At 62.6% G+C, this 23,219-nt stretch carries 23 protein-coding genes; 19 read left to right on the top strand and 4 right to left on the bottom strand.

All coding sequences use genetic code 11. The features are described from left to right. Nucleotides 1–258 precede the first annotated feature (258 nt). The 7 genes from A5704_RS08540 (at nt 259) to A5704_RS08560 (ending at nt 6,124) form a co-directional block, all read left to right on the top strand. Nucleotides 259–801 carry a sigma-70 family RNA polymerase sigma factor gene (locus tag A5704_RS08540; RefSeq protein WP_067888457.1) on the top strand — a complete coding sequence of 181 codons (543 nt, stop codon included), beginning with the start codon at nt 259–261 and terminating at the stop codon, nt 799–801. Further along, nucleotides 794–1,459 (top strand): hypothetical protein, encoded by a 666-nt coding sequence (locus tag A5704_RS28270; RefSeq protein WP_067888460.1) that lies wholly within the window; start codon nt 794–796, stop codon nt 1,457–1,459. The genes A5704_RS08540 and A5704_RS28270 overlap by 8 nt, the downstream gene beginning before the upstream one ends. An 8-nt stretch (nt 1,460–1,467) precedes the next feature. Further along, entirely contained in the window at nt 1,468–2,484 is a 1,017-nt protein-coding gene (locus A5704_RS27530) for an ImmA/IrrE family metallo-endopeptidase (RefSeq protein WP_197508467.1), read from the top strand. 87 nt (nt 2,485–2,571) lie between these two features. Then, on the top strand, nt 2,572–2,727 hold the full coding sequence (locus tag A5704_RS28790; RefSeq protein ID WP_197508468.1) for a hypothetical protein: 156 nt from the start codon (nt 2,572–2,574) through the stop codon (nt 2,725–2,727). A 97-nt stretch (nt 2,728–2,824) separates the two neighbouring features. After that, on the top strand, nt 2,825–3,094 hold the full coding sequence (locus tag A5704_RS08550) for a hypothetical protein (RefSeq protein WP_067888463.1): 270 nt from the start codon (nt 2,825–2,827) through the stop codon (nt 3,092–3,094). A gap of 411 nt (nt 3,095–3,505) precedes the next feature. After that, nucleotides 3,506–4,567 carry a hypothetical protein gene (locus tag A5704_RS08555; RefSeq protein ID WP_231968939.1) on the top strand — a complete coding sequence of 354 codons (1,062 nt, stop codon included), beginning with the start codon at nt 3,506–3,508 and terminating at the stop codon, nt 4,565–4,567. Between the two features lie 180 nt (nt 4,568–4,747). Continuing rightward, nucleotides 4,748–6,124, top strand: a complete 1,377-nt coding sequence (locus A5704_RS08560) for a hypothetical protein (protein WP_067888469.1) — start codon at nt 4,748–4,750, stop codon at nt 6,122–6,124. Between the two features lie 315 nt (nt 6,125–6,439). Here the strand turns inward: A5704_RS08560 and A5704_RS08565 are convergent, their stop codons facing one another. After that, nucleotides 6,440–7,642 (bottom strand): hypothetical protein, encoded by a 1,203-nt coding sequence (locus tag A5704_RS08565; protein ID WP_067888472.1) that lies wholly within the window; start codon nt 7,640–7,642, stop codon nt 6,440–6,442. A 397-nt stretch (nt 7,643–8,039) separates the two neighbouring features. On the opposite strand from A5704_RS08565, the gene A5704_RS08570 reads away from it, so the two are divergent. From A5704_RS08570 to A5704_RS08585, 4 genes are all read left to right on the top strand, one after another. Next, on the top strand, nt 8,040–8,588 hold the full coding sequence (locus tag A5704_RS08570; RefSeq protein ID WP_067888475.1) for a recombinase family protein: 549 nt from the start codon (nt 8,040–8,042) through the stop codon (nt 8,586–8,588). Nucleotides 8,589–8,808: 220 nt separating this feature from the next. Further along, nucleotides 8,809–10,266 carry a class I SAM-dependent DNA methyltransferase gene (locus A5704_RS08575; RefSeq protein WP_067888478.1) on the top strand — a complete coding sequence of 486 codons (1,458 nt, stop codon included), beginning with the start codon at nt 8,809–8,811 and terminating at the stop codon, nt 10,264–10,266. Continuing rightward, a complete protein-coding gene (locus A5704_RS08580; protein WP_067888481.1) occupies nt 10,263–11,423 on the top strand; it encodes a restriction endonuclease subunit S in 1,161 nt (386 codons plus the stop codon). Before A5704_RS08575 ends, A5704_RS08580 begins: the two co-directional genes overlap by 4 nt. Before the next feature lie 14 nt (nt 11,424–11,437). Continuing rightward, the gene (locus A5704_RS08585) at nt 11,438–14,848 is read left to right on the top strand and encodes a DEAD/DEAH box helicase family protein (protein ID WP_067888484.1); all 3,411 of its coding nucleotides are present in this window, start codon (nt 11,438–11,440) and stop codon (nt 14,846–14,848) included. 143 nt (nt 14,849–14,991) lie between these two features. Here A5704_RS08585 and A5704_RS08590 read toward each other — a convergent pair whose 3' ends face one another. Continuing rightward, nucleotides 14,992–16,677, bottom strand: a complete 1,686-nt coding sequence (locus A5704_RS08590; protein WP_082954808.1) for a recombinase family protein — start codon at nt 16,675–16,677, stop codon at nt 14,992–14,994. 248 nt (nt 16,678–16,925) lie between these two features. Here A5704_RS08590 and A5704_RS08595 point away from each other — a divergent pair, with 248 nt between their 5' ends. The 5 genes from A5704_RS08595 to A5704_RS08615 all read left to right on the top strand — a co-directional run bounded on the left by A5704_RS08595 (nt 16,926) and on the right by A5704_RS08615 (nt 20,621). Continuing rightward, nucleotides 16,926–17,654, top strand: coding sequence for a nitroreductase (locus A5704_RS08595; RefSeq protein WP_082954809.1), 729 nt, complete (start codon nt 16,926–16,928; stop codon nt 17,652–17,654). 14 nt (nt 17,655–17,668) lie between these two features. Next, nucleotides 17,669–18,148 carry a MarR family winged helix-turn-helix transcriptional regulator gene (locus A5704_RS08600; RefSeq protein WP_067778597.1) on the top strand — a complete coding sequence of 160 codons (480 nt, stop codon included), beginning with the start codon at nt 17,669–17,671 and terminating at the stop codon, nt 18,146–18,148. Between the two features lie 20 nt (nt 18,149–18,168). Next, nucleotides 18,169–18,591 carry a Rid family hydrolase gene (locus A5704_RS08605; RefSeq protein ID WP_067754625.1) on the top strand — a complete coding sequence of 141 codons (423 nt, stop codon included), beginning with the start codon at nt 18,169–18,171 and terminating at the stop codon, nt 18,589–18,591. 117 nt (nt 18,592–18,708) lie between these two features. Next, entirely contained in the window at nt 18,709–19,023 is a 315-nt protein-coding gene (locus A5704_RS08610; protein ID WP_067754511.1) for a hypothetical protein, read from the top strand. Nucleotides 19,024–19,094: 71 nt separating this feature from the next. Beyond that, nucleotides 19,095–20,621: an adenylate/guanylate cyclase domain-containing protein gene (locus tag A5704_RS08615; RefSeq protein WP_067778584.1), complete on the top strand. Its 1,527-nt coding sequence runs from the start codon at nt 19,095–19,097 to the stop codon at nt 20,619–20,621. A 57-nt stretch (nt 20,622–20,678) separates the two neighbouring features. Here A5704_RS08615 and A5704_RS28275 read toward each other — a convergent pair whose 3' ends face one another. Further along, on the bottom strand, nt 20,679–21,257 hold the full coding sequence (locus A5704_RS28275; protein ID WP_156675713.1) for a hypothetical protein: 579 nt from the start codon (nt 21,255–21,257) through the stop codon (nt 20,679–20,681). A gap of 108 nt (nt 21,258–21,365) precedes the next feature. Between A5704_RS28275 and A5704_RS28280 the strand changes: the two genes are divergently transcribed. The 3 genes from A5704_RS28280 (at nt 21,366) to A5704_RS08625 (ending at nt 22,756) form a co-directional block, all read left to right on the top strand. After that, nucleotides 21,366–21,569: a hypothetical protein gene (locus tag A5704_RS28280; RefSeq protein WP_156675714.1), complete on the top strand. Its 204-nt coding sequence runs from the start codon at nt 21,366–21,368 to the stop codon at nt 21,567–21,569. A gap of 118 nt (nt 21,570–21,687) precedes the next feature. Further along, nucleotides 21,688–22,308, top strand: a complete 621-nt coding sequence (locus tag A5704_RS08620) for a hypothetical protein (protein ID WP_231968940.1) — start codon at nt 21,688–21,690, stop codon at nt 22,306–22,308. A gap of 55 nt (nt 22,309–22,363) precedes the next feature. Further along, on the top strand, nt 22,364–22,756 hold the full coding sequence (locus tag A5704_RS08625) for an ester cyclase (protein WP_197498861.1): 393 nt from the start codon (nt 22,364–22,366) through the stop codon (nt 22,754–22,756). Nucleotides 22,757–22,792: 36 nt separating this feature from the next. Here A5704_RS08625 and A5704_RS08630 read toward each other — a convergent pair whose 3' ends face one another. Continuing rightward, nucleotides 22,793–23,200, bottom strand: coding sequence for a hydrogenase (locus A5704_RS08630; protein ID WP_067778589.1), 408 nt, complete (start codon nt 23,198–23,200; stop codon nt 22,793–22,795). Nucleotides 23,201–23,219 lie beyond the last annotated feature (19 nt).

Consider the following 23,219-nt stretch of genomic DNA (forward strand, 5'->3'; position numbering starts at 1 on the left):
CCGGGTTGAGCGCCCGGGGGCGTTTCGTTTGTCGTGCCGTGTCGGCGCGGATAGCCATCCGGTGGGTCGTCAAGCGTAATGCTGGAAAGGGGATCGAGACGGACGGTCCGTGTTCCCGATCCGGCGCGTGTCGGCCGTGTCGGGACGCCTAACTGCCCACTAGGCTGCTTCGACTACTAGGTGAGGGACGGTGACCTTCGGAGACAATCCCCTCCCCGTGCCGGAAAGGGTGTTAAGGAAATTGGAAGGGCATTGGCCATGAATGCGGACATGCCTGACCTCGGGGCGCTCTACCTTCGTCATCGCGACGCGATGCACAAGGTGGCGGCATCGGTCTTGCGGGAAGTCGGGCTCGCATCCCAGGCAGGAGATGCAGTGCACGACGCGATTGTGTCGATCATGGCCTCACCGCCGAATCATGTGCAGAACTGGGAAGCGTTGCTGGTCACCGCAGCTAAGAGGAAGGCGCTGGACAGAATTAGGTCTGCCGATGTCCGACGCGCTGGCCCTGAGTTCACGGAGTCAGTTCATGACCAAATCGACGACGATGTCGACATAGCTGAAGATGTCGCTACCGAAGTCGACCGTAAGGATCGCGCCGCCGTCGCGTGGGATTCGCTATCGGTTCTGGACGATCGTCATCGGAAGGTGGTCTGGGACATTGCGGCGCTGGAACGACCCAGGAACGAGGTTGCGTCCGAACTCGGCGTCACCCCTGGGCGTGTTAGTCAGATGATGAGTGAGGCACTGGCACGTCTTCGACAAGAGATAAACCGAAGGGAGGAGGGAAACGATGAATGACGACGAACGCGATCGGCTGATTGCGGAGCTGATTGCGAAGCCGCACGAACGTAAGCGGATTTTGCACGACACTGTGCTGAACGCTCAGGAGCGTGAATACCTTACAGCTCTTGTCGACACCGCTGACTTGCTGTGGCTCTCCGCCCATGGTGCTCCACCTCTGGCAGACGATCCCATAGCGGCGATGCTCGGACTGATCCCTGATCGAGAGTGCACCCTCGACTCCAAGGCACTGACTAAAGCTAGGAAGCGTGTTGGGCTGACGGTCAGTGACCTCGCCAAGAGTCTGCGTGAACGAGGTTGGGAGTTCCAAAAGGGCGACGTATTCCGCTGGGAAACACGATCGGCGGCAGATGTAGCCCCTGCGGTTGTCCAAGCGATCGCCGACATCCTCGGATGGCCGGTTGAGGGCTTGATCGTCGCATCGGCTTCAACTTCTGCTGCAGTCCAACTTGCTAAAGTCCGGCAGCACCCGCTATTCGAACAGCTCGTCGACCGTTGGGCGCGTATCCAACACGTCTCGCCTGCGGTTGCAGCCGCGGCACTCGAGACCCGCATGGCAGCGACAGTGCATCGAGGCGAACGGCCAGATACAGACCAGTTGCTAAATGCCTTGGCGGCGTTGGTCACTTCCGTCGAGCAAGCCAATGAGAAATGAAGCCGGGTGTGACCCTCGAAGATTGTGTAGAACAGGCGTTTTCGTTAGTACCCACCGATGTCCGTGCGCGATTCGCTGCCGAGCCAATTAAGGCGCTGCAGTCGGATTTTGGACTAACGGTTCAAGCGGTCGAGCATCTGGTCAATACCCGCGAGGATGGCGGAGCGTGCGATGGCATCTCATTTCTTGAGGACGGTGTCATCCTCTATGCTCCAACACCCGCGAGTCGGCGGGAGAACTTCACGCTGGCCCACGAACTCGGGCACTGGCTCGCGGAAAACGCGCCAGACGTCTACGACTGGCTCGCGAATCAGGACGATCCCGGTCGACTACTCGAGACTGTGTGCGACCGGATCGCCCAGCGTCTGTTGCTTCCGGATAGCGCTGCAGAGACAGTGATTGGCTCCGGACCTGTCAGAGCACAGCACCTGATCGATCTGTATTCCGTGACCAATGCGAGCAGACCGGTGTGTGCGATCGCTTTGGCCAAACACCTGCCGGGTCTAGGAGCGATCGCCATCATCGATCGCTATGGAGGCGCCGTCACTCATTCGAGCGTCAATCCCGACCCGGAGCATGGCTGGCCTACCGTCTTTCCGTGGCGCAACCAGCGACTAGACGGTACCCACCCGCTCCTCCGCTTATCAGCCGGGTCGTCGATGTCGCGACGTCTTACTTGGAGCACGCCCTGGAGCACACAGGCCGAGTTCTACGTAAACGTGCTCGCTGATGAAAAGCGGATTATTGCGGTGTTTTCGGATGCCGATCTCTGGGGAATCGAGCAGTTCCATCCCGGCCTCGACCGCGACTTCGTCACCCGGCCATTGCTCACCGGGTACTGCTGCGGAGCGTCATTCGAGCGTAGGGGCTTTCCGTGCTCGGAGTGTCAGCAGCCGTACTGTCCGCAATGCGGCGACTGTCGTTGCGATCGAGATGCCAAGCGAGAAGTGATGTGCGACCGTTGCTTCCTTCGGTTCCAACCCCACCTCGTCGTCGGAGGGCTGTGTGTGGATTGTCGTTCCTGAGTCCTAACTCTGGATGCCGCTACCTCGACTACCTATTGAGAGCCCCCGGCTAAGCGGACCAGGGCTGTCGGGACGGAGGTGAGATACGTGGCCAAGAACACCGGCAAGGGACATCGCGTGGGAGCAGTCAAGTCTCGAAGCGAGTTCAAACGCGGGAGCACGTGGTTCAAGCGCGACACGAAAACAGGCCGCATTCTCGACGGCAGCCCCGATCAGCACAAGGGCGTCCGTAACGAGAAGTAACCGGGGTCGAGACGGGCGGCGCGCTGCGCCGCCTGTCTGCCTCGAAACTTTCATCTGGATTGATTCTTTAGCTCGATTACCCCAAGGAGACAACATCGTGAGCGCATTGCTCATTGGCTACGACCTGAACAAGCCTGGACAGGACTACGACAAGCTGTTCGAGAAAATCAAGGGACTTGGTGCGTGGTGGCATTACCTCGATTCGACGTGGATCGTCGACACCACGCTGACGCCCCGCGAGGCCTTCGATGACATCAAACCGACACTCGATGACTCCGACCGCTTATTGATCGTGAACATTACGAGCGACACGTACACAGGGTTTTTGCCGCAGAACGCGTGGGACTGGCTTAACGCACACGTTTGACAAGAACACGCAACGACGTGCGATCTCGCATCGCCCCTCGCGGCTGATTCCTGGACATGATCGAATTAGGCTGTGGCACACGATGCTCCGCTTAATGCCCGTCAGGTTGAGGTTCTTCGCTGGGTCAGCGAGGGATGCCCGGGCGGGCGCTGGACGAACTCCATTTTCAAGACGACCGCCACAGCCTTGGAATGGCGAGGGCTCGTGTTGGTGGCGAAGCGGGGAGGCGTGTGGACGGCTACTGTCACTCCCGCCGGAACACACTATTTGGCGAACGGCCACTACCCCGTGGGTCACCGACTCCACCGAGTACGTCCTCCGCGTGCAGCGAGCCCGGATTCGCGCGGCACCGCGCCAGCGGAGCGGCCGAAAACGGCGGCGCCCGCTCGCCCGAAGCCAACACACCGCCTCGTGAACGACATCGTCAATGCGGGCGGACTACTTGAGCGAAACTTGCCGGACGACCAAACAAATTACCGGCACCTAGTGTCAATCATCAACCGTCGGCTGATGGCGCCTGATGGCCAGCAGGTCATCCTGCACGAATGGCTAAAGCCCGGCACCGTTGTTCTGCGGCTGTCGGGCGCGGCCGGCGATTGGCGCAGCGGTCCTCTGCCCGAACGGATCTCCAAATGGCACCCGGCGGTTGCCGATATCAGAGCCGAGAGACGTCTGGACCACATCAGCGCATCAATGCGGCCGCGAGCACTGAGGATTTTGCAGTCGCTCGCCCTGGAAGCCAGAGCCCGCGGGCACAGCGTGCGGGCATCGAAGCGGCCACACCAATATGGCTATGGCGAGCAGACCGGCGGCATTGTCGGTTGCCTGGTGTTCGAAGTCGGCGGCATACGGTGCGCGTTATCGATCACGGAACCGCAGGACCGAGTGGCACACGTCGCCACTGCTAAAGAAGTCGAAAAGACCAAGCGGGACACGTGGTATCGCATTCCGTCACACGATTACGTGAAGTCCGGCAGGCTGCATCTCACGATGGCGACGGACAGCGGCTACAGCGACAAGGTTAGATGGGCAGATAAGGGTGTGCTCAAGTTGGAGTCGCGGCTCTGTGACGTTATGCCGCTGTATGAACGGTGGGCGGCCGTTGACGCCGAGCGCAAAGAAGCCGAGCGACAACGCCAACTTGCGGCGCAGGAGCGCAGGGCGCAAGAGGATGAGCTTGCCCGCGCCGCCTACACGCAACAGGCTCTGGCCGATCAGCTAATCGCCGATCTGAATGCGTGGGAGCTTGTCGACAGGTTGCGCCAGTATCTCGGAGCAATGACCCATCGCGTTGCGAGCATCACGGAGGTGGAAGAGCGGTCCGCGGCGGTCGAGTGGCTGCGATGGTGCGAGCGGTACACAGCCAAGCAAGATCCATTTGCGAAGCCGATTAGGACTCCGACGATCAAGCCGCCGGGGTACAGCGACGTCCTTGAGTTTCGAAAACGCCTTGGATACGGCTCGGCCTTCTGATCGGTGCGTCAAACAGGCTTTCACCGGGAATGCAAGGTAGGCGAAGCACCGTGCGCCGTCGGCTCACCTCACCATGCGATCTACGCCACCTGATCCCACATGAAGTTCGAATATCCGGCGAAGCGCTGTTGTGACCTCTCGGCGGGGTAAGTTGGGCTCGATTCGGGAGGGTGTCCGTCGTTGACAGAGATCGAAAGCCTGCTCACGCAGGTGTGGAACCCTGGCACCCGTCCCCTCGCGGACGAAGCGTGGCGCTGTTATAACGCAGGTGCAATGCGGGCGAGTATTGCCGCGACGTGGACAGCGGTCACCGCCGACCTCATCGCGAAAGTCGGGTATCTGGCCGATGACGGGGAGCCTCGCGCCCGAGATGTTCGTGAGCAGTTGGACCGCACCCAACAGCGGGGGCTAACGGCCGACGGCGTGCGTTCTATGCAGGGCATCGAAGCCTCCCTGGTAGGGACGGCGTTAGAACTGGAGATCATCGATTCAATTGACCAGCGTGCGCTAGAACGGATTCGAGAAGACCGCAACCTGTGTGTGCATCCTTCACTACGTCCCTACAACGAGACCTACACGCCCTCACCCGAAGTTGCACGCGCGCATCTGTGGGTGGCGTTGGATACGGTGCTGATTCATCGGCCGACGCAGGGCCGCAAAATCATCGACCTCTACCGCAACTTCACATGTGCACAGTCCTTCGTTCCGACGGTCAATCACATTCAAAGCACGTATTTTGATCGTGTCCGCGCGGCGACTCGTCGGAATATCATCATTATCGCGGCGAAACACGCAGTCTTCGAACTCGATCCGGACGGCCGGCTGGATGCCAAGTTGTATGCGGACCGTTCGGCGGTTGTGTTGTCAGCCTTCGCGCTACGCGACCGCGGCCTGGTCCGCGACGCCATGGTCAGCCTGCGCGACCAGTTCCGCCAGCGTGGTCCAAACTTGCAAAGGCGGGTGCTGGGACGGCTTGGCGATCAAGACTACTTTTGGGACTTAACCGATGTGCCTCTAACCGACCACCTGAACGCGCTTGTGGGAGAGCCAATTCCGAGCATACGTACCGAGCCTTCTCTCGGAGAGACCGTGTCGTCGGTCCTTTCGCTAGTCGCAGTGGAGTCAGCACGTCAACGCCTGCCTGCTTTGGTGGATCAATTCGCCGGCCTACCACCACACCATCAGGCGAGTGTGATCGAAGCGCGGCCCGAACGTTACTTCGTCCCCGCGGTCATCGGGTTGTTGCGGGATGGTCGCGGCTATCGATTCGGCGAGCGGCTCGGGCAACTTCTGGTGAGGATGGCGCCATTTCTTACGCTAGGAGAGCTAGATGAAGCGTTGCAGGCCTGGTCGAGCAACGACCAGTGTTGGAACGCCGGGTCGATGCCGGATACCGCGGTGGATCTGTGCGAGGCTACCGCGCATCTGGGTCCGACGCGAGTGACCGCGTTTCGGGCGTTCCTTGAGCGTGTACGCGACCAGACCGACGAAGACGAGGATTTCTATACCTATCCCGGGCTTGAGGCAGCGGTCGACAGAGTCGAGTCCTTGAGGTGATCCGGCGTCTCCGCTGGGTGGTCGAAAATGGGCTTCGCGACCCTGAAACCCGTACACGATCGGGCTGCCGCATTACCGACCGGTCGGGGTGCCCGGGGGCAGGGTATGCCCCCTGGGGTACCCGCGCCGTGTGACCCGCCCCGCCAACATGCGTACCTGCCCTGTGGCGAGCCCCTACGCGAACCACCCGTAGGGCCCGCTGCCTCCGAGGGAGCCCGACGCCCAGCGAGGCGAGCAGGCAGCCTGCCTGCCCCGCTGCCCCTGTGCGCCCTGCACGCCCTGAGATGAATTGACCCGGCCCTGATGCGAGAGGCCCTACGCGGGGCCTTTGTCGTCCAGCGGAGCCCCCTCAAACGGATCGGCGAATCCGTTGTCCGGGTACACGAATCGGGGGTACCGCCCTGGGGGCGGCGGCTTCATCGAGCGCAGCTCACGCCAGATCGCGTCCTTATTCTCCCGATAGTGGTCCATCGCCTCTTGATGCTCCGGGCAGTACCAATTCCCCGGCGGCGCGGCCTCGCCGCACGGTCGCTCGTGTCTGCCGAGGCCCGTAGGGAAAGGGCACTCGGACTCGCCGGCCTCCCTGGCCTTCGCAGCTGCCATGCGATCTTCGAGAGTGCCGATGCGCTGCGCCTTTGCCTCTTCTTCGGCCGCTGTGGGATACCGACCCCAGCGGTAGGACTTGGTGCCCGTGCTGGTGAACCCGTTGATCCTGTCCACTTCGCCGTGCTCGTGGAGCAGTTTCAGCGCGTCGCGGGCTTTGTTGTCGTACGGGACGCCCGCGAGACGGGCTATCTCGCGGGTAGTCAGGAACTCCCCGAGAGGTAAGTTACCAATACACAATTTAAAGTAACTTAGCCTATCTTCCCTGGTCAGCTTAGTCACCCGATGCGATACAGGTATATCCCCCCTATCCCCCTGGGCACGGGTCGCACGCCACCCGAAGTTGAGCGTCCATAGCCGTGTCTTGCTACCTTTGTTCGCCCCGCTCCGTAGCCGGTGCTCGGCTACGTCGCGGACAGGGAAGTCGGGAGAGGCAGCGGCAGCGAGCCGCTGCATCGCCCGGTTGACCCGCATGTGACCGATGTCGATCAGATCGGCCACCGCGCGGCAAGGGCCGATCACCGGGTTGTGCCCGTCTCGCTCGGCCTTCGCGATGAGACCGAGCAACACGGCTTTGTCGTCTCCGTCCACCAGACCAGACTTGATGACCTCCCTACGGAGGTTAGCCGGGGCGGTCTGGTGCTTGATCTCGAACGTGGGTGAGAACGTCTTCTCGGCCCACTGCCACGCGCTGGAGAGCTTTGCGCCGGCCCGCTGGGGCCGGTAGCGGTTGCCGTCCGTGCAAAGGGACTCGATGATCCGGCTGCCCTCAGCGGCAGCCTCGAACTCGGGCATGCCCCAGCCTTTGTGCATACACCGCAGCGCGAACGCGCCCAACGCACCGAGCGGCTCCTTGCCGGACTCTCCGCTGAGCAGGCTGATGTCCTGCTCATCGAGCTCAGGTTGCTCGGTCATGCTATGTGTCCTGCGTGGTTTGGTCGATCATGGTGCGGGGTGCTGCGAGGTGACCAGCGCGGAGCAGCAGGAACGCGGATGCCCCTTGCTTGCCCATGCGGTAGGTGAACTCCCGGCGCTTCGGGTTCTAGCGTGCGTCGAAATGTCACGAATCCGTTTTACCCGCTGCGACACCAACTTGGGCATCCTCTGTTTGCCGCCGACGCGGCATCTTGCCCTGCTGGCCTCTAGCGACCACGCTGACCGCCGAATGCCTATCTGGGGTGCACTCATACTGGACACTGACGGAACTGCCGCAGAGTGTCCAACTAAAGCCCATTACACAATGTTTGACAGGCCGTCCACCCATATCTTAGAGTCCAGATTGACAATCATCGAGAGCAGAGGAGCGCAGCACGTGGGTCAGCGTGTCGGATACCGGCGAGTCAGCACCGTCGATCAGAACACAGATCGTCAGCTTGATGGTGCCGAGCTGGACAAGGTGTTCACCGATAAGGCCAGCGGGAAGGACGCCAATCGTCCTGAACTCGCACGGGCGCTGGAGTACGTGCGGGACGGTGACACTCTCGTGGTCCACTCGATGGACCGTCTAGCCCGCAACCTGGAAGACCTGCTACGGCTGGTCCGTGAACTTACCGGCCAGGGCGTCAAGGTCGAGTTCGTCAAGGAGAACCTGACGTTCGCCGGTGATGATTCGGCGATGAGCACGCTCCTGCTGTCGATGCTCGGAGCGGTCGCAGCGTTCGAACGGTCGATGATCTTGGAGCGCCAGCGGGAAGGAATCGCCCTCGCCAAGGCTGCGGGCAAATACAAGGGCCGGAAAGCGGCCCTCACCGATGAGCAGGCCGACGCTCTTCGTGTTCGTCTGGCAGCGGGGGAGTCCGTTACCGCACTGGCCAAAGAGCTCGGTGTGAGCCGCCAGACGGTCTACAACTACGCTGCATGACCTCGTCACATCGGAAAGGCAACGGCGCCTTCGATGGTCGGCTTAGCCGCCAGTTGCGGATGATGACAGCGACTAACTCTGATCAGGTCGCCGCTTGGCGTTCCACGACTACCAGGACCGCCCGCTCTTCCTCCTGGCGTCTGCGCCGGAAAGTCAGCAGATGTCAGTCGTGGGCTGTATAAAGTTCGGTTCGGTCCGTACGTGCAAAGGGGGTACTTCCGTGATCACCGGCGAGTTGAGAAGCAAGGTTGACCGCGTCTGGGACGCCTTCTGGTCGGGAGGCATCTCCAACCCTCTGGAAGTCATCGAGCAGATCACTTACCTGCTCTTCATCCGCCGGCTCGACGATCTCAACATCCTCGCCGAAAAGAAGGCCAATCGCATCGGGAAAGCAGAGGGCATCATTTTTGGCCCAGACCAACAGAATCTGCGTTGGTCAGTGTTCAAGCACGACGAACCGGCCTTGATGTTCAAGACAGTGGGCGAGAAGGTGTTCCCCTTCCTTCGGACCCTCGGCGGCGATGGGTCGAACTACGGCGAGCACATGGAAGGTGCACGGTTCACGATCCCAACCCCACAGCTGTTGTCGCGAGTGGTGGACATGCTCGACGACATCCCGATGGCCGACCGGGACACCACCGGCGACCTGTATGAGTACTTGCTGGCCAAGATCGCCACCGCCGGTGTCAACGGCCAGTTCCGTACGCCGCGCCACATCATCAAGCTGATGGTCGAAATGGTTGCCCCGCAACCGGCTGACGAGATCTGCGACCCCGCCTGCGGCACCGCAGGCTTTCTGGTGGCCGCCGCCCAGTACATGCGCGAGCAGCATCCCGAGGTTCTGACCGGCGCCGCCGAGCGCCGCCACTTCCACCACAGCATGTTCCACGGCTACGACTTCGACGGCACGATGCTCCGCATCGGCAGCATGAACATGCTGCTGCACGGCGTTGAGGCTCCCGACATCCGCTACCGGGACTCCCTATCCGAAGGAGCCAGCGGCGACACAGACAAGTACACCCTGATCCTGGCCAACCCTCCCTTCGCCGGAAGCCTCGACTACGAGGCGACCTCCAAAGACTTGCAGCGGGTGGTAAAGACTAAGAAGACTGAGCTGCTCTTCCTCGCACTGTTTCTCAAGCTGCTGAAGCCTGGTGGTCGCGCAGCTGTAATCGTTCCGGATGGTGTCCTGTTCGGGTCCTCGACGGCTCACAAGGCGATCCGGCGCATCCTGGTCGAGGATCAGAAGCTCGATGCTGTTGTGAAACTGCCCTCAGGGGTCTTCCGGCCCTACGCCGGGGTCTCCACCGCCATCCTGTTATTCACCAAGACCAACTCCGGTGGCACCGATGACGTCTGGTTCTACGATGTGCAGGCCGATGGATTCTCCCTCGACGACAAACGCACTCCCATCGAGACCAACGACCTGCCTGACGTTCTGGCCCGCTGGAATCAGCACACCACCACGGAGCGGGATCGGGCGCGCACCGACCAGTCCTTCTGCGTGCCCAAGGCCGACATCGTCGCCCAGGGTTACGAGCTGTCGCTCAACCGCTACAGAGAACTCGTCCACGACGACGTAGAACACCCAGCACCGCTTGAGATCATCGCTGACATCGAAAAGCTGGAGGGCGAGATTCAGCAGGGCCTCACCGACCTGAAGGCAATGCTCTCGTGACCCTGCTCGGGGAACTACTTGTCGACGCCCAGCCTGGATTCGCCTGCGGTCGCGAGGAGACCGATGGCGTCTTCCAGTTCCGGATGAACAACATCACCAAGGCGTCTTCCCTGGACCTTTCGGTGCGGCGACGTGTCCCACTGGACGCCCACAAGAAGATTTCGACTTTCTTTGTGGCGCAGGACGATGTCCTCTTTAACGCCACGAACAGCCCCGATAACGTTGGAAAGTCCGTGCTGATCCCTGAACTCGATGAAAAGGCAGTGTTTAGTAACCACTTCATTCGCCTCCGAGTGGACAGGGAAGCGCTCATCCCGGCATACCTTTGGCGTTGGCTTCAATGGAAGTACCAAGCAGGACTCTTTCGCTCAATGTGTCGTCAGTGGGTCAACCAGGCGACAGTGAGTCGCGAATCGCTCCTGCAGCTAGAGATCTCGCTGCCGCCGCTGGATGAGCAGCGGCGGATCGCCGTGACCCTCGACCTTGCCGACGGCATTAGGGTCAGACGTCGGCAAGTGCTTAACCACCTCGAACACCTCGCACAGTCCACCTTCTTTCAAATGTTCGGTGACCCGATGAAGACAGGTGACGATTCACGACCCCTCGGTGCGGTCTGCGATGTGATCACAGGCAACACACCGAGTCGTTCAGACCCCGCGAACTACGGTGATGGAATCGAGTGGATAAAATCCGACAACCTTGGCGGCACTATCGCGACTCGCTCCGAAGAGCACCTCACAGCCATCGGGAGGAACAAGGCAAGAATCGTGCCAGCGGGATCTGTACTTGTGACATGTATCGCGGGTAGCCCGAACAGCATTGGAAAAGCGTCGCTGGTCGACCGTGAGGTGGCATTTAATCAGCAGATCAATGCTGCAGTTCCCGGACCGACTGTCAATGGCCGGTTCCTGCTGGAGCAGTTGAAGGTAGCCCCTCGACTTGTTAGGCAGCAGTCGACAGGTGGCATGAAAGGCCTAGTGAGCAAATCAAACTTCGCCTCGATTCGGATTCACGTTCCCCCTCTGAGTTCTCAGGGGCGGTTCGTTGAGATTGCGAAGGAAATCGACACGTTGCGGGAGCGGCAGACGGAAGCATTAGCCCACGGGGACGATCTTGTCCGGTCGCTTCAAGGCCGTGCATTTTCAGGGCAGCTGTGAGGATCGAGTCCACAATGTCCAACTTCGTATTCCTTGGGATGGTCGATTGGGCCGAGATGCAAAGCGATTGCGTCCGTGCCGAGAACTACTGCATCAGTGATCCACGCTCGGCGTGTTTCTACAGCCGTCGGGCGGCCGAGCACCTCGTCGATTACCTGTATGACGTTCTACGACTGCCGATTCCGTATCAGGATGATCTCTCGGCTCGGATCAACGATCCGAAGTTCAAGGCCAAGACGGGGATGGGCATTGCGGCGAAGCTGAACCTAATCCGCAAGCTGGGTAACCATGCAGTGCACGACCAGAAGCCGATCCCGCCTCGGGCGGCTTTGGATGCGCTGCGGGAGTTACACCATGTGATGGTGTGGGCTGCCTTCCACTATTCGGCCAATCCGCAGGCAGTGCCGCTGAAGGCGGTCTTTGATCCTGCGCCGTCGAAGAAGGCTGCCCCCCTGACCCGCGAGGAAGTTGCTCAGCTCGCCAAGAAGTTTCAGGAGCAAGACGAAGCCCACGCCAATGCGCTCGCGGAGAAGGACGAGCTGGCGGCAGCCAAGGATGCCGAGATCGCCGAGCTGCGTGAGCAGATCACGAAGGCGCAGGCCGCTAACCAGGCCGTGGATGATCGTGATTACTCCGAAGCCGAGACCCGGGACCGGTTCATTGATGTGCTGCTGGCTGAGGCAGGCTGGCCCCTGGCCGACGAGAAGGACCGGGAGTTCCCGGTCAGTGGCATGCCAACCCCTGACGGCATCGGATTCGTCGATTACGTCCTGTGGGGCGGTGACGGTCTACCGCTAGCACTCGTGGAGGCCAAGCGGACGACCAAAAGTCCACAGTTGGGGCAGCAGCAGGCCAAGCTGTACGCCGACTGCCTGGAGTCCATGTACGGCCGTCGTCCGGTGATCTTCTACACCAACGGCTACGAACACTGGTTGTGGGACGACGCTGGCGGGTATCCGCCGCGTGAGGTCCAGGGCTTCTACACCAGCAATGAGCTGGAACTACTGATCCATCGCCGTCACAGCCGAAAGCCGTTGGCGGAAACTGTGATCGACTCGGCGATTGTTGAGCGCCACTACCAGCACCATGCGATTCGGGCGATTGATGAGGCGTTTACGTCAAAGCAGCGTCAGGCCCTGCTGGTGATGGCCACCGGGGCAGGTAAGACCCGTACCGTGATCGCGTTGGTAAAGCAGTTGATGCAGGCCGGGTGGGTCAAGCGGGTGCTGTTCCTGGCTGACCGCACCGCTTTGGTGGTGCAAGCCACCAACGCCTTCAAGGCTCATCTCCCTGATGCCACAACGGTGAACCTGCTCACCGAAAAGGTTGCTGATGGCCGTGTATACGTATGCACCTACCCGACGATGATGAACTTGATAAACGACAGTGATTCTGGCACGCGGGTTTTCGGTCCGGGCTACTTCGACCTGGTGGTCATCGACGAGGCTCACCGGTCGGTGTATCAGAAGTACCGGGCGATCTTCTCGTGGTTCGACTCGCTGCTGGTTGGGCTGACGGCGACCCCGAAAGACGAGGTCGACCACAACACTTACCGGCTGTTCCATCTTGAGGACGGGGTGCCCACCGATGCCTACAGCCTTCAGGACGCGGTCAACGAAGGCTTCCTTGTCCCCGCAGTCGGGGTCTCGGTCGGGACGAAGTTCCTACGCCAGGGCATCAAGTACGCCGATCTGTCCGAGGAGGAGAAGGACGAGTGGGACACCCTGGAATGGGGTGAGAACGGCCCGCCCGATGAAGTGTTCTCCGATGAGATCAACCGGTTCCTGTTCAACGAGGACACCGTCGACCAGGTGCTGGCAACCCTGATGGACAAGGGGCACAAGGTCTGCGACGGCGATCGGCTGGGCAAAACCATCATCTTCGCCAAGAACCAGCGCCACGCCGAGTTCGTAGCGCAGCGGTTCGACATCCAATACCCGGAATACGCGGGGTCTTTCGCCCGCGTCATCACCCACGGGGTGTCGTATGCCCAGAACCTCATCGACGACTTCTCCACCCCGGAGAAAGCACCGCACATAGCGATCTCGGTGGACATGCTCGACACCGGCATTGACGTGCCCGAAGTGGTCAACCTGGTCTTCTTCAAGCCCGTGCGGTCCAAAACCAAGTTCTGGCAGATGATCGGGCGCGGTACCCGGCTACGGCCTGACCTGTTCGGCCCCGGCAAGGACAAAACCAACTTCTACGTGTTCGACTTTTGCGGCAACCTCGAGTATTTCAGCCAGAACCTCCCCGGCTCGGAAGGCTCGCTGCAGAAGTCGCTGAACCAGCGGCTATTCGAGACCCGGCTCGGGTTGATAACCGCGCTAGACCATACTTGTCCACCCAAAGAACCCGATCCGACTGCGGGACAAGGCACCGAGACCGAACGCGGCCTGCGTGTCGACATCGCCTGGAGCCTGCACCAAACCGTCGTCGGAATGAACTTGGACAACTTCCTGGTCCGGCCGCACCGCAAGCTGATCGAGACGTATGCGGCATGGCCGTCCTGGTCCGCCTTGACCATCGAGGCCGCTGGTGACGTTTCCGAGCATCTCGCCGGGCTTCCCTCCAGCTTCAAGGATGACGACGAGGACGCCAAGCGGTTCGACCTGTTGATCCTGCGCCGCCAACTGGCCCAGCTCCAAGGCGATGCGGTGGCCGCCGAACGTCTCCGAGAGCAGGTCCAAGAGATTGCGACCGGCCTGCTTGGGCAGACCGGGATCCCGTCCGTGGTCACCCAGCTGGAGCTGCTGGACGAGGTCGCCAGCGACGAGTGGTGGGTAGACGTCACCCTGCCCATGCTTGAAGTCGCCCGCCGCCGGCTGCGCGGGCTACTGCAGTTCCTACCAAGGACCGAGAAGAACTATGTCTACACGTCGTTTCAGGACGAACTCACCGAGTCGGCCGAAGTGGACCTTCCCGGCGTCACACCGGGAACGAACTGGCAACGCTTCCGCGCCAAAGCTGCCGCCTACCTCAAGCAGCACCCAGACCACGTCGCCTTGCAGCGGTTACGCCGTAACAAGGCGCTGACGCCTGAAGACCTTCAGGCGCTTGAACAGATGCTGCTAGACAGCGGGGCAGGCGATACGGACACCATCAACCAGGCCAAAGACGAATCCCACGGTCTGGGACTATTTATCCGCTCGCTTGTTGGCCTAGACCACCAAGCCGCGCTGGAAGCGTTCACCGACTACCTCGACGGAACCACCTTCAGCGCCAACCAGATTCACTTCATCAACCTCATCGTCGATGAACTCACCAACAACGGGGTCGTGGAACCAGCCCGTCTGTACGAATCGCCGTACACGGATCTCGCTGCCACGGGGCCGGAGTCGATGTTCCCTGAGCCCGACGTCGACAACATCGTCAACATACTTAACACCGTGAAAGCCAATGCGTTACCTGTGGGCGCCGCGTAGGAACATCACTGCCATTCGCCCCTTCGGATCGCGCGACGACGAACGAAAAGCGATCCGAGCCGACGGTGCCGAGTGGCGCTCCATATTGTGCGCTGCGAGCTGGAACTCTTGGTCTCCGATGGTTTGGGGTTCGATCTCAGGTGTCAAACTTTCCAACCGTAGAACTCTGCCGCCGCAGCTTCTTGCTCGTCGGTGAGGACGGTGGTGGCAACCGTCTCCCCGTTCTTGAAGTGGATCACATAGTCCTGGCCGTTGACCTCGACACCGGCAATGCCGGTCTCATGCATGGTGGCAAAGGTCTTTTGCCACTCGGCCACCGGACCTTTGGCAATCATCTGCTCAGTGAGTTGTTCCAGGTTTCCGAGGTCCAGATAGAACCGCTCACGGTCGAAGGTCAGTCGTACGTTCATCGAGCGGAGCCAGACATTACGAGCGGTAACGTCCTGAGCCTCCCACCAGTCCGCGAACCTCTGGCCGGTGCCGTTCCAGGTCCACCCCGCAGGCTTCACAGCCTCAGCGGACAGCTCAGCCTGTCTAGCGGCCAGAGCCGCGATGCGGGCATCCAATCGAGCACGCTGTGGCGTGCCCCTGGTGAAAACACCAAGCCCGAGCTGGTCGGTGAGATCCGCTAGGGTGGCATCTAACTCGGCCAGCTCAGCGGAGTGGTCCGAGCCCGAATCCCACACTCGCTCAAGCCGTTCGGACTCCCCGAGCAGGCGCAGGATGATCCCTTCGACCAGTTGATCAGCCTCAGCCACCGCGAACGTCCGATTGCCGCAGTTGACGATGCGCGGGTCCGTGTTGCTCCTGGGAAGCGTGCTGCACCGGTACCGGGCAGCCTTGCCGCTGGAGCCTCCGCTGTAGCGGTAGGCGGGCTCGCCGCATTTGGGGAGACCGCAGTAGACGACCCGCAGCAGCAACGAGGTGCTGCGCTCCGTCGGCTGCCCGGTCCTGGCGCGAGCCGTCAGCTCGACCTGGACCCTGTCGAACACTTCTCGCTCAAGAATCGGGGTTGCCCGGATCAGCGGAGACCCGTCGTCGCCACGCACCGACTTGCCCTCGGCTGTCGTGACATGCCCGAGCATCGCCTCAGATTTCAAAGACCGCTTGAGCGTGGTCATGTTCCAAGCCAGGCCCTTGGAGGGCCGACCCTGCGACATCGCAAATGCATCCTTCGGCGTCGGGATACCTCTATTGGTCAGGTCGTTGGCGATCCGCTGGATCGGCTCGCCGTCGAGTACGCGGGCCACCACGTCGTGGATCACCTGGACCTGATCGGGGTCCTGGACGAGCCGCCAGACCCCCTCATCGTCCCGCTGGGGAACGTAGCCCCACGGTGGCTTGCTGCCTCGGTACTTGCCGGCCTTGATGTTGTGCTGTGCAGCGGAGCGGTTACGCTCCGAGATCGCTTCCAGCTCCATCTGGGCCACGGTGCCGAGCAGGGCGATGAGCACGGCTGCGAAGGGGGTGGACATGTCGAAGTGGGGCTCGGTGGCTGACACGACGAGCTTGTCATGGTCCTCTGCCCATGCCACGAGCTGCTGAAGGTGGCGTACCGACCGGGTGAGCCGGTCGACACGGTAGACCACGATCACGTCGAACTCGTCCCGGCGGTCGTGTAGCCACTGGGCCAGGTTGGGCCGCTTCTTGCGGTCGAACGGGTCGACCGACCCGGATACGTCCAAGTCCTCGGCTGTCCCGGCTACCGTGTAGCCACGCTGGGCACAGAGCTGCTGGCAATCCGCGAGCTGGCGTTCAGGGGAAGTCGTTTCGAGCGTCACCCGGCTCAAGCGGATCACCAGGAGCGCACGTTTGGCCATGTGGTACATCTTGCACCACCGAGACGGCGATCGTCGACAAGCCCGCCGACGAGCACGACGACCACGGCCACGGCCACGGCCATCACCACCACTAGTCGGTAGATCAGCGAGGCCCCCGTATCCCCTTCGGAACGGGGGCCTTCGCTTTGGCCTCGCCGCGGCCTCCCGAAGGCTAGTCCGATCGCCCCGGAGCAGATAGTATCAATCGATACAGTATGATCTGAAACGGAAATTGGAACCAGTGTAGGTAGGCGACCATGGACGTATACGAGGCAGTCACAAGCCGACGGGCGGTGCGCGGATTCACCGACCAGCCCGTTCCGAGAGATGTGCTGGAGCGTGTGCTGTCCGTTGCGGCATGGTCGCCTTCGGGGTCGAACATCCAGCCGTGGAACTCGTACGTGGTGACCGGAACGCTGCTGGACGAGCTCAAGACGCGCGCCGTCGAGCGCGTCGCCCACGGCGATCCCTGGGACGAGCGGGAGTACCAGATGTACCCGCCCGCAATGAAGTCGCCGTACAGCGACCGCCGGTCCGCCTTCGGCAAGGAGCGGTACAGCGCGCTCGGCATCGCGCGCGAGGATTGGGAGGCACGCCAGAGGGCGGCCATCGCGAACTGGAACTGTTTCGGTGCCCCTGCCGCGCTGTTCTGCTACATCGACCGCGACCTTGGCGTGGCCCAGTGGGCCGATGTCGGCATGTATTTGCAGACGATCATGCTGCTACTACGCGCGGAGGGGTTGCACAGCTGCCCACAGATGGCGTGGTCGCAGGTCCGCGAAACAGTCGCGGAGGTCCTGTCCCCGCCGGATGGACTGATCCTGTTCTGCGGCATGTCGATCGGGTTCGAGGACCCGGCGGTGAAGTATGCGCGCACGGGCCGGGCACCGCTGGATGAGACGGTCACATTCGTCGACGACGAGTCGGCCGGTCCCCGCAAGGTTGAACATTCCATCCGGGCCGAGTCCGGTGTTCGCATTGGATGAAGGATGCGCGCACGATGACCGGTGACGCTTCTGGGCATGCCACCCCCGCGCGTGCGACCGACCGCCCCGGCGATCCGTCGCCATTCGCTCTCGGCTTGCTTCTGCGCCGGGCGCACTGGCGCGCAGCCGCGGTGATGTCGGAGGCGCTTCGGCCCCTGGACATCGATTTGCGACATTTCGCCGTGCTGCTCGTCCTCGTCAACCGCGGGCCCACGGAGCAACGGGACCTGGTCGAGGCGACGGGTTCGGACAAGGCGGGCATCATGCGCGTCGTGGACGATCTCGAACGCAAGGGGCTCGCCGTCCGCAAATCCGTCCCGAACGACCGCCGGGTGCGAGCGGTCGAGATCACCCCGAAGGGGTTGAAGGTTTTCGACGCCGCGCACGGCGCGGCCGAGCCACTGGCTGCGCGCCTGGTATCGGTGTTGGGCCCGGGCGAGGCGGAACGACTGACGGATCTTCTCACTCGGTTCACCGCTTCCGCCGAACAGTAGACGCCGTGAAGATGGCACTCATGGACAAGCCCATCTTTTCGGTCACTCCCGGCTACGGGGAGCGCCAGCTACGGGACTTTCACTACTCACAGGTCGTCCGGTATGGCGACCGGGTAGAGACCGCCGGGCAGGGCGGGTGGGACGACGACCGGCGTTATCCGGAGTCAGTGCGTGACGAAATCATTCAGGCCTTCGACAACGTCGAGCGGACGCTGGCGACAGCGGGAGCCTCGTGGCGGCAAGTGGTAACCGTGCACTCGTATCACCTGCCGGATCCGAACGGCCGGATCGGTCGTGAGCACCTCGACACCATGGTCGAACAGCTCCGCCTCCGCACGGGTGACCGCGCCCCGCTGTGGACGTGCCTCGGCGTCGCCGCGCTGGCGGGTCCACAGATGCGCGTCGAGATACAAGTCGCCGCGATCGTCGAGGACGACGACTGAGCGCAGGGGCTTGATTCCCCGCACTCGGCTTGTTGGGATCGGTAGCAAGGCGGGGCTAGTGCACTGGTTGCCAGAGAACGGCACCAGGAGAGGACGGTCATCATGCCACTTGCCCACATGACGAAGAGTCTCATCGCGGCCGCACTGCTCGCGGGGGGTACCGCGCTCACCGGGTGGGGTGTGGGCACCGCGCACGCGGATACGATGGAACCGCACCGCTGGTGCCCGGGCAACCCGAAACAGATGCCCTACGTCGTGAACCAGTACATCGACTGGGACTGGAACGTGTGCCACACCTGGTACCCGACCCAATACGGGATGGGCAACGTCACCATGCAGGGCCGGCCGACCTCGATCTGGGACGGCGACAACCCGCCGATCGAGGCGATCACCATCAGGCATTGCCCGCCGATCAGCTTCATGTGCCCCTAGAGCCGACGCGCCCCGGTCACCGGCCGGGGCGTTTTCGTCGCGGGGCCGCCATCGGCGTCTAATCTCGCGCCATGGACCGCTTCGTGCAGTGGGCGTGGGACCGGTTCGGCACGCGGTATTCGTGGGTGGTCTTCGGGGTCTCCATCCTGGTGCCGTCGCCGATATATCTCTTCTTGTCTTGTGCCCAGGTGGCTTTCGAGAGATCGGATCGCTACCCCGGAGCGGTGGCCGCCACTGCGGTCACCATGTTGGTGTTGGCGTACGGAATCGTGTTGCCCGGCCGGGGCGCATGGCGGCTCGCCGAGCGATGGGCGGCCGGTGAGGCGGTGGATCCGGCGGGCGCACTGCGGGCCACCTACACCTGGTCGCGCCGTGCCGTCCTCCGGGGGTTGGCGGTCGTCACCGCGTGCGGCGCCGTGCTGTCGGTCGCCGTCGGGGTGATTGTCGGCGCGGCCGGACCGCGGCTGGCCGAGTATGCGGTCCTGGGTGGCCTCGTCGGCGCCGTTTCACACCTGGTCGGCGTGCACAGCGTGCCGGAAGGGCCGATGCGGCCGGTTCGGGCCGCCATCGCCGGCGACTCGGCGATCGGTGACTCCCTGCCCCGGTCTCGCCCCAGCTTCGCCGCGTGGTCGAACCTGGCCATCCTCGCGGTCGCGTTCGGTTTCTCCATGGGGGGCGCGATGGTCGCCGGTGAGTTCGACCGGGCCCGGCAATCTCCCATGTTGTGGGTGGGCATCGCTTGCGTGCTGACTCTGGGGCTCGCCGTGCCGATCACCGTCATCAGCGTCTTCGCGCCCTCCCTGCAGCCGATCCGGGAGCTTGCCGAAGGCACCAAACGCGTTGCAGCCGGGGACTACTCGCGACGCCTGCCAGTGGTCCAAGACGACGACCTCGGCGCGTTGGCGGGGTCGTTCAACCGCATGCAGGCCGGTCTGGCCGAGCGGCAACGGCTTCACGCCGCGTTCGGGAGCTACGTCGACCCGGCCTTGGCGGCACGGCTGCTCGAGCAGGGCGACGACGTGTTCACGGGTGAGCGTCGCGAAGTGAGCGTGATGTTCGTCGACATTCGCGATTTCACGCCGTTCGCCGAGGCGCACACCGCCGAGGAGACCGTCGCCCATCTCAACGCATTGTTCGAGATCGTCGTGCCCGTCGTCGTCGAGGCCGGCGGCCACGTGAACAAGTTTCTCGGCGACGGCGCACTGGCCGTCTTCGGCGCTCCCAACGAGCTTGCCATGCATGCCGACGCCGCGCTGAGCGCCGCGGCGTCGATCAGCAGCCTCGCCGCCGAGCGATTCGGCGGGGAGCTCCGCATCGGCATCGGCATCAACACCGGTGTGGTGATCGCCGGAACCATCGGCGGCGGAGGCAAACTCGAGTTCACCCTCATCGGTGACGCCGTCAACGTGGCGGCCCGCGTCGAGCAGCTCACCAAAAGCACGGGTGACGTGATCCTGCTGACTCAGCAAACCGCCGACGCCTTGGTTTCCCGACCGCCGGGGCTAGCCGATCGTGGATCACATGCCCTGAAGGGCAAGTCAGCCACTACCCGGGTCTTCGGGTTCGCCGCTGGCATTGGTTCTCATCGCCCCGGCTGAATTGCCTGACGCCTGCCGTCCCGGTGATCCGCGGCGCCGGTAGGGCCGCGACACGCGTCAACTCGGCGGGTTCTGCGTCCTGCCGGGATTCGGAAATGCCGGGTTGGTGTAGGCCGGCGTCTCGGGCTCCTGGCCGAGACTCGGAGTCTCGACTGGCGCTGGTCCGGACTCCGGCTCACCCGGGGGAGTCGGCTGTGCCCGATGTTCGGGCGGTGGCGGCTTGGGCACCAGGTAGTTTCTCCACGCGCCCGGTGGGTTCGGGGCAGGGCCGACCGTGTTATCCGGCCAGCGCCATGAACAGCCACCGGAAGCACCCCCGAAATCGCCTGCCGGAATGGTCAATCCGAAACCCATGAAACTTCCACCGATGATGGAGTTGCCACCCGGGCCACCCATGTTCCAGCCGCCATACTCGCAGTGCCAGTGGGTGCTGTTCTCCTCGACGGGGAAATCGCAGTAGTACGTCGTTGCCCCAGCCTCGAAAGTACTTCCGCCGACACCGGGATAGTCGCAGACCCCGGGGCCGGGGATGTTGCCGCCCGGCCCGGCCCAGGCCGTGGGGGCGTTGAGGATTGCCCACAACGTAACCCCCGGTGCCACAAGGAGTTTGATTGTCTTGCCGATGGACTCTTTCATTGTGAGCGTCTTCTCACTTCGACGCCGGCGCGTCCTTCGCGATACTCATCAGCCGTGTGAAATGCGACCGTATTCCGTTCATCGCGCTGAGTAGGCATTGTCGATGACATGTCTTCACCACCAGAATCAAAGCTGCGGCTGGCTTCAGGCCCCGACCTGAACCGTAGTACTGCTTCACGTTTTGATATCTCGTTTCCGGCGAATTCGAAGCCACTCTTCGCTACGGCCGCCCCGCGCGGCGTGCCTTCGGTCGCGGCGGTCGTGGGCAAGCTGTGCCCGATCGTGCCGATTGCTAAGCTGACCGCACCATGACGTGGGGGGCGTGAGCGTGAGTTATCCGCAGCAGTGGCCACCGCAACCACCGCAGTACCCCAGGCAATGGCCTCCGCCGTACCCGCCGCCGGCGCCCCCGCCGCGCAAGACCAATGTCGTGCTGATCGTTGTGCTTACGGTCGCCGCGCTCGTCGTTCTCATACCGGCGGCGTTGGTCGGTTTTTTCGTGATCCGCGACGTGGCCCGCGACGGTCTCGACGGGCGCGGCGGAATCAAGAAAGCCACGACCCTCTCGGCCTTCGATGTGGTGTGCGATCGCGGGTCAATCAGCAACGCCGCCACGTACGGGAAGCCGTACAAGATCGTGGCGTTCGGTCCGGACGAGCGGCCGAACCCGATGAGCCAAGTGACATCCGATCATTGGAGCCAACTCGCGCTCGATCCCCGTGCCGATTACCACGTCAGCCCCGATGACTTCCAGTCGGCGAATGTTGTTGCCTGCCTTACCCGTAAACCCGGAACCGAGGTGAAGGCACTCACCTGCAATTTCCAGACCGACGCCGGCGAACACGTGACCGTCGATTACTACGCCGTGCAGTACGACATCGAGCTTCGCGAAGCCAGGACCGGCAAGCACATCGAACAACTGGGACCGGTGGACGGTCCCGCGGCCAGCTGCCCGTTCCTGCTGTGGGTCAAAAAGCGCGATCCGAAGATGTACGCGGAACCGGATGCCGCGGCGGTCGATGCGAAGCTCGCCGAGTTCGCCCACCGGTAATCGGTGAGCGCGTTCTGGCTGTACACCGAACCGGCCGGCAGTGGATCATGGTGCGGTGACGCAGCCTGACGACTACCGATCCCTGTACAAGTCCTATCTCGAACACTGCAACGAGCACGATTTCGATTCGATGGCCTCGTTCTACACGCCCACCATCAAGGTCAACGGTGTCCCCATGGATCCGGCCTCGGTTACCGACCAATTCGCGCCCGTGATCGCCGCGTTCCCCGACTGGCACTGGGAGATGAGACACATCGTCGTCGACGAGGAGAACATCGTGGTGCACTTCGAGGTCACCGGCACCCACCGGGGAACGTTCCAGGGAATCGAGGCGACCGGTCGGCGGGTGAGCATTTCCGAATTCACCCTCTACCGCGTAGAGGAGGGCAAATTCGCGGAGGTGTGGGACCTCGTCGACATGGCCGCGCTGATCACACAGATCAGTTGAGGCGTCGCACCGACAAGCGCTCGCGCGCTTCGTCGTTCACGTTTGAAGCCCGACGATGACGATGATCACGCCCGCGATGACGGCCACGGCCAGTGAGAGCAACAGGAAACTGACCACCCACTCCTTGGCCGCCGAGGCCTCGTGGTCGGCCGCCGCGATCGGCGCGAGCCTGCGGCCCGCGCCCCACGCCGCCGCGAGCAGGGTCGCGAGCCAGTTCGAGTAGGCGGCGTACACGATCAGCGCGACGGCCGTAACCCCCCAGGCGTGGGGCAGGTGCAGGTGCGGCCAGAGCAGACCGATCAGCACGAGGAACATGCCGTTGAGGACGGCCTCGAGGTGGCTCGACAGCGCCATGCGTGGATTCTTCAGCGCCGCGACCGCGAACCCGGTCAGCAGGCCGATCAAGAACAGGACCAGCCCGAGCGTGAACAGCACCGTCTGCATGTCAGCACACTAGGGGCCC

It is taken from the genome of Mycobacterium sp. E735 (genome assembly GCF_001666955.1).
Lineage (GTDB): Bacteria > Actinomycetota > Actinomycetes > Mycobacteriales > Mycobacteriaceae > Mycobacterium.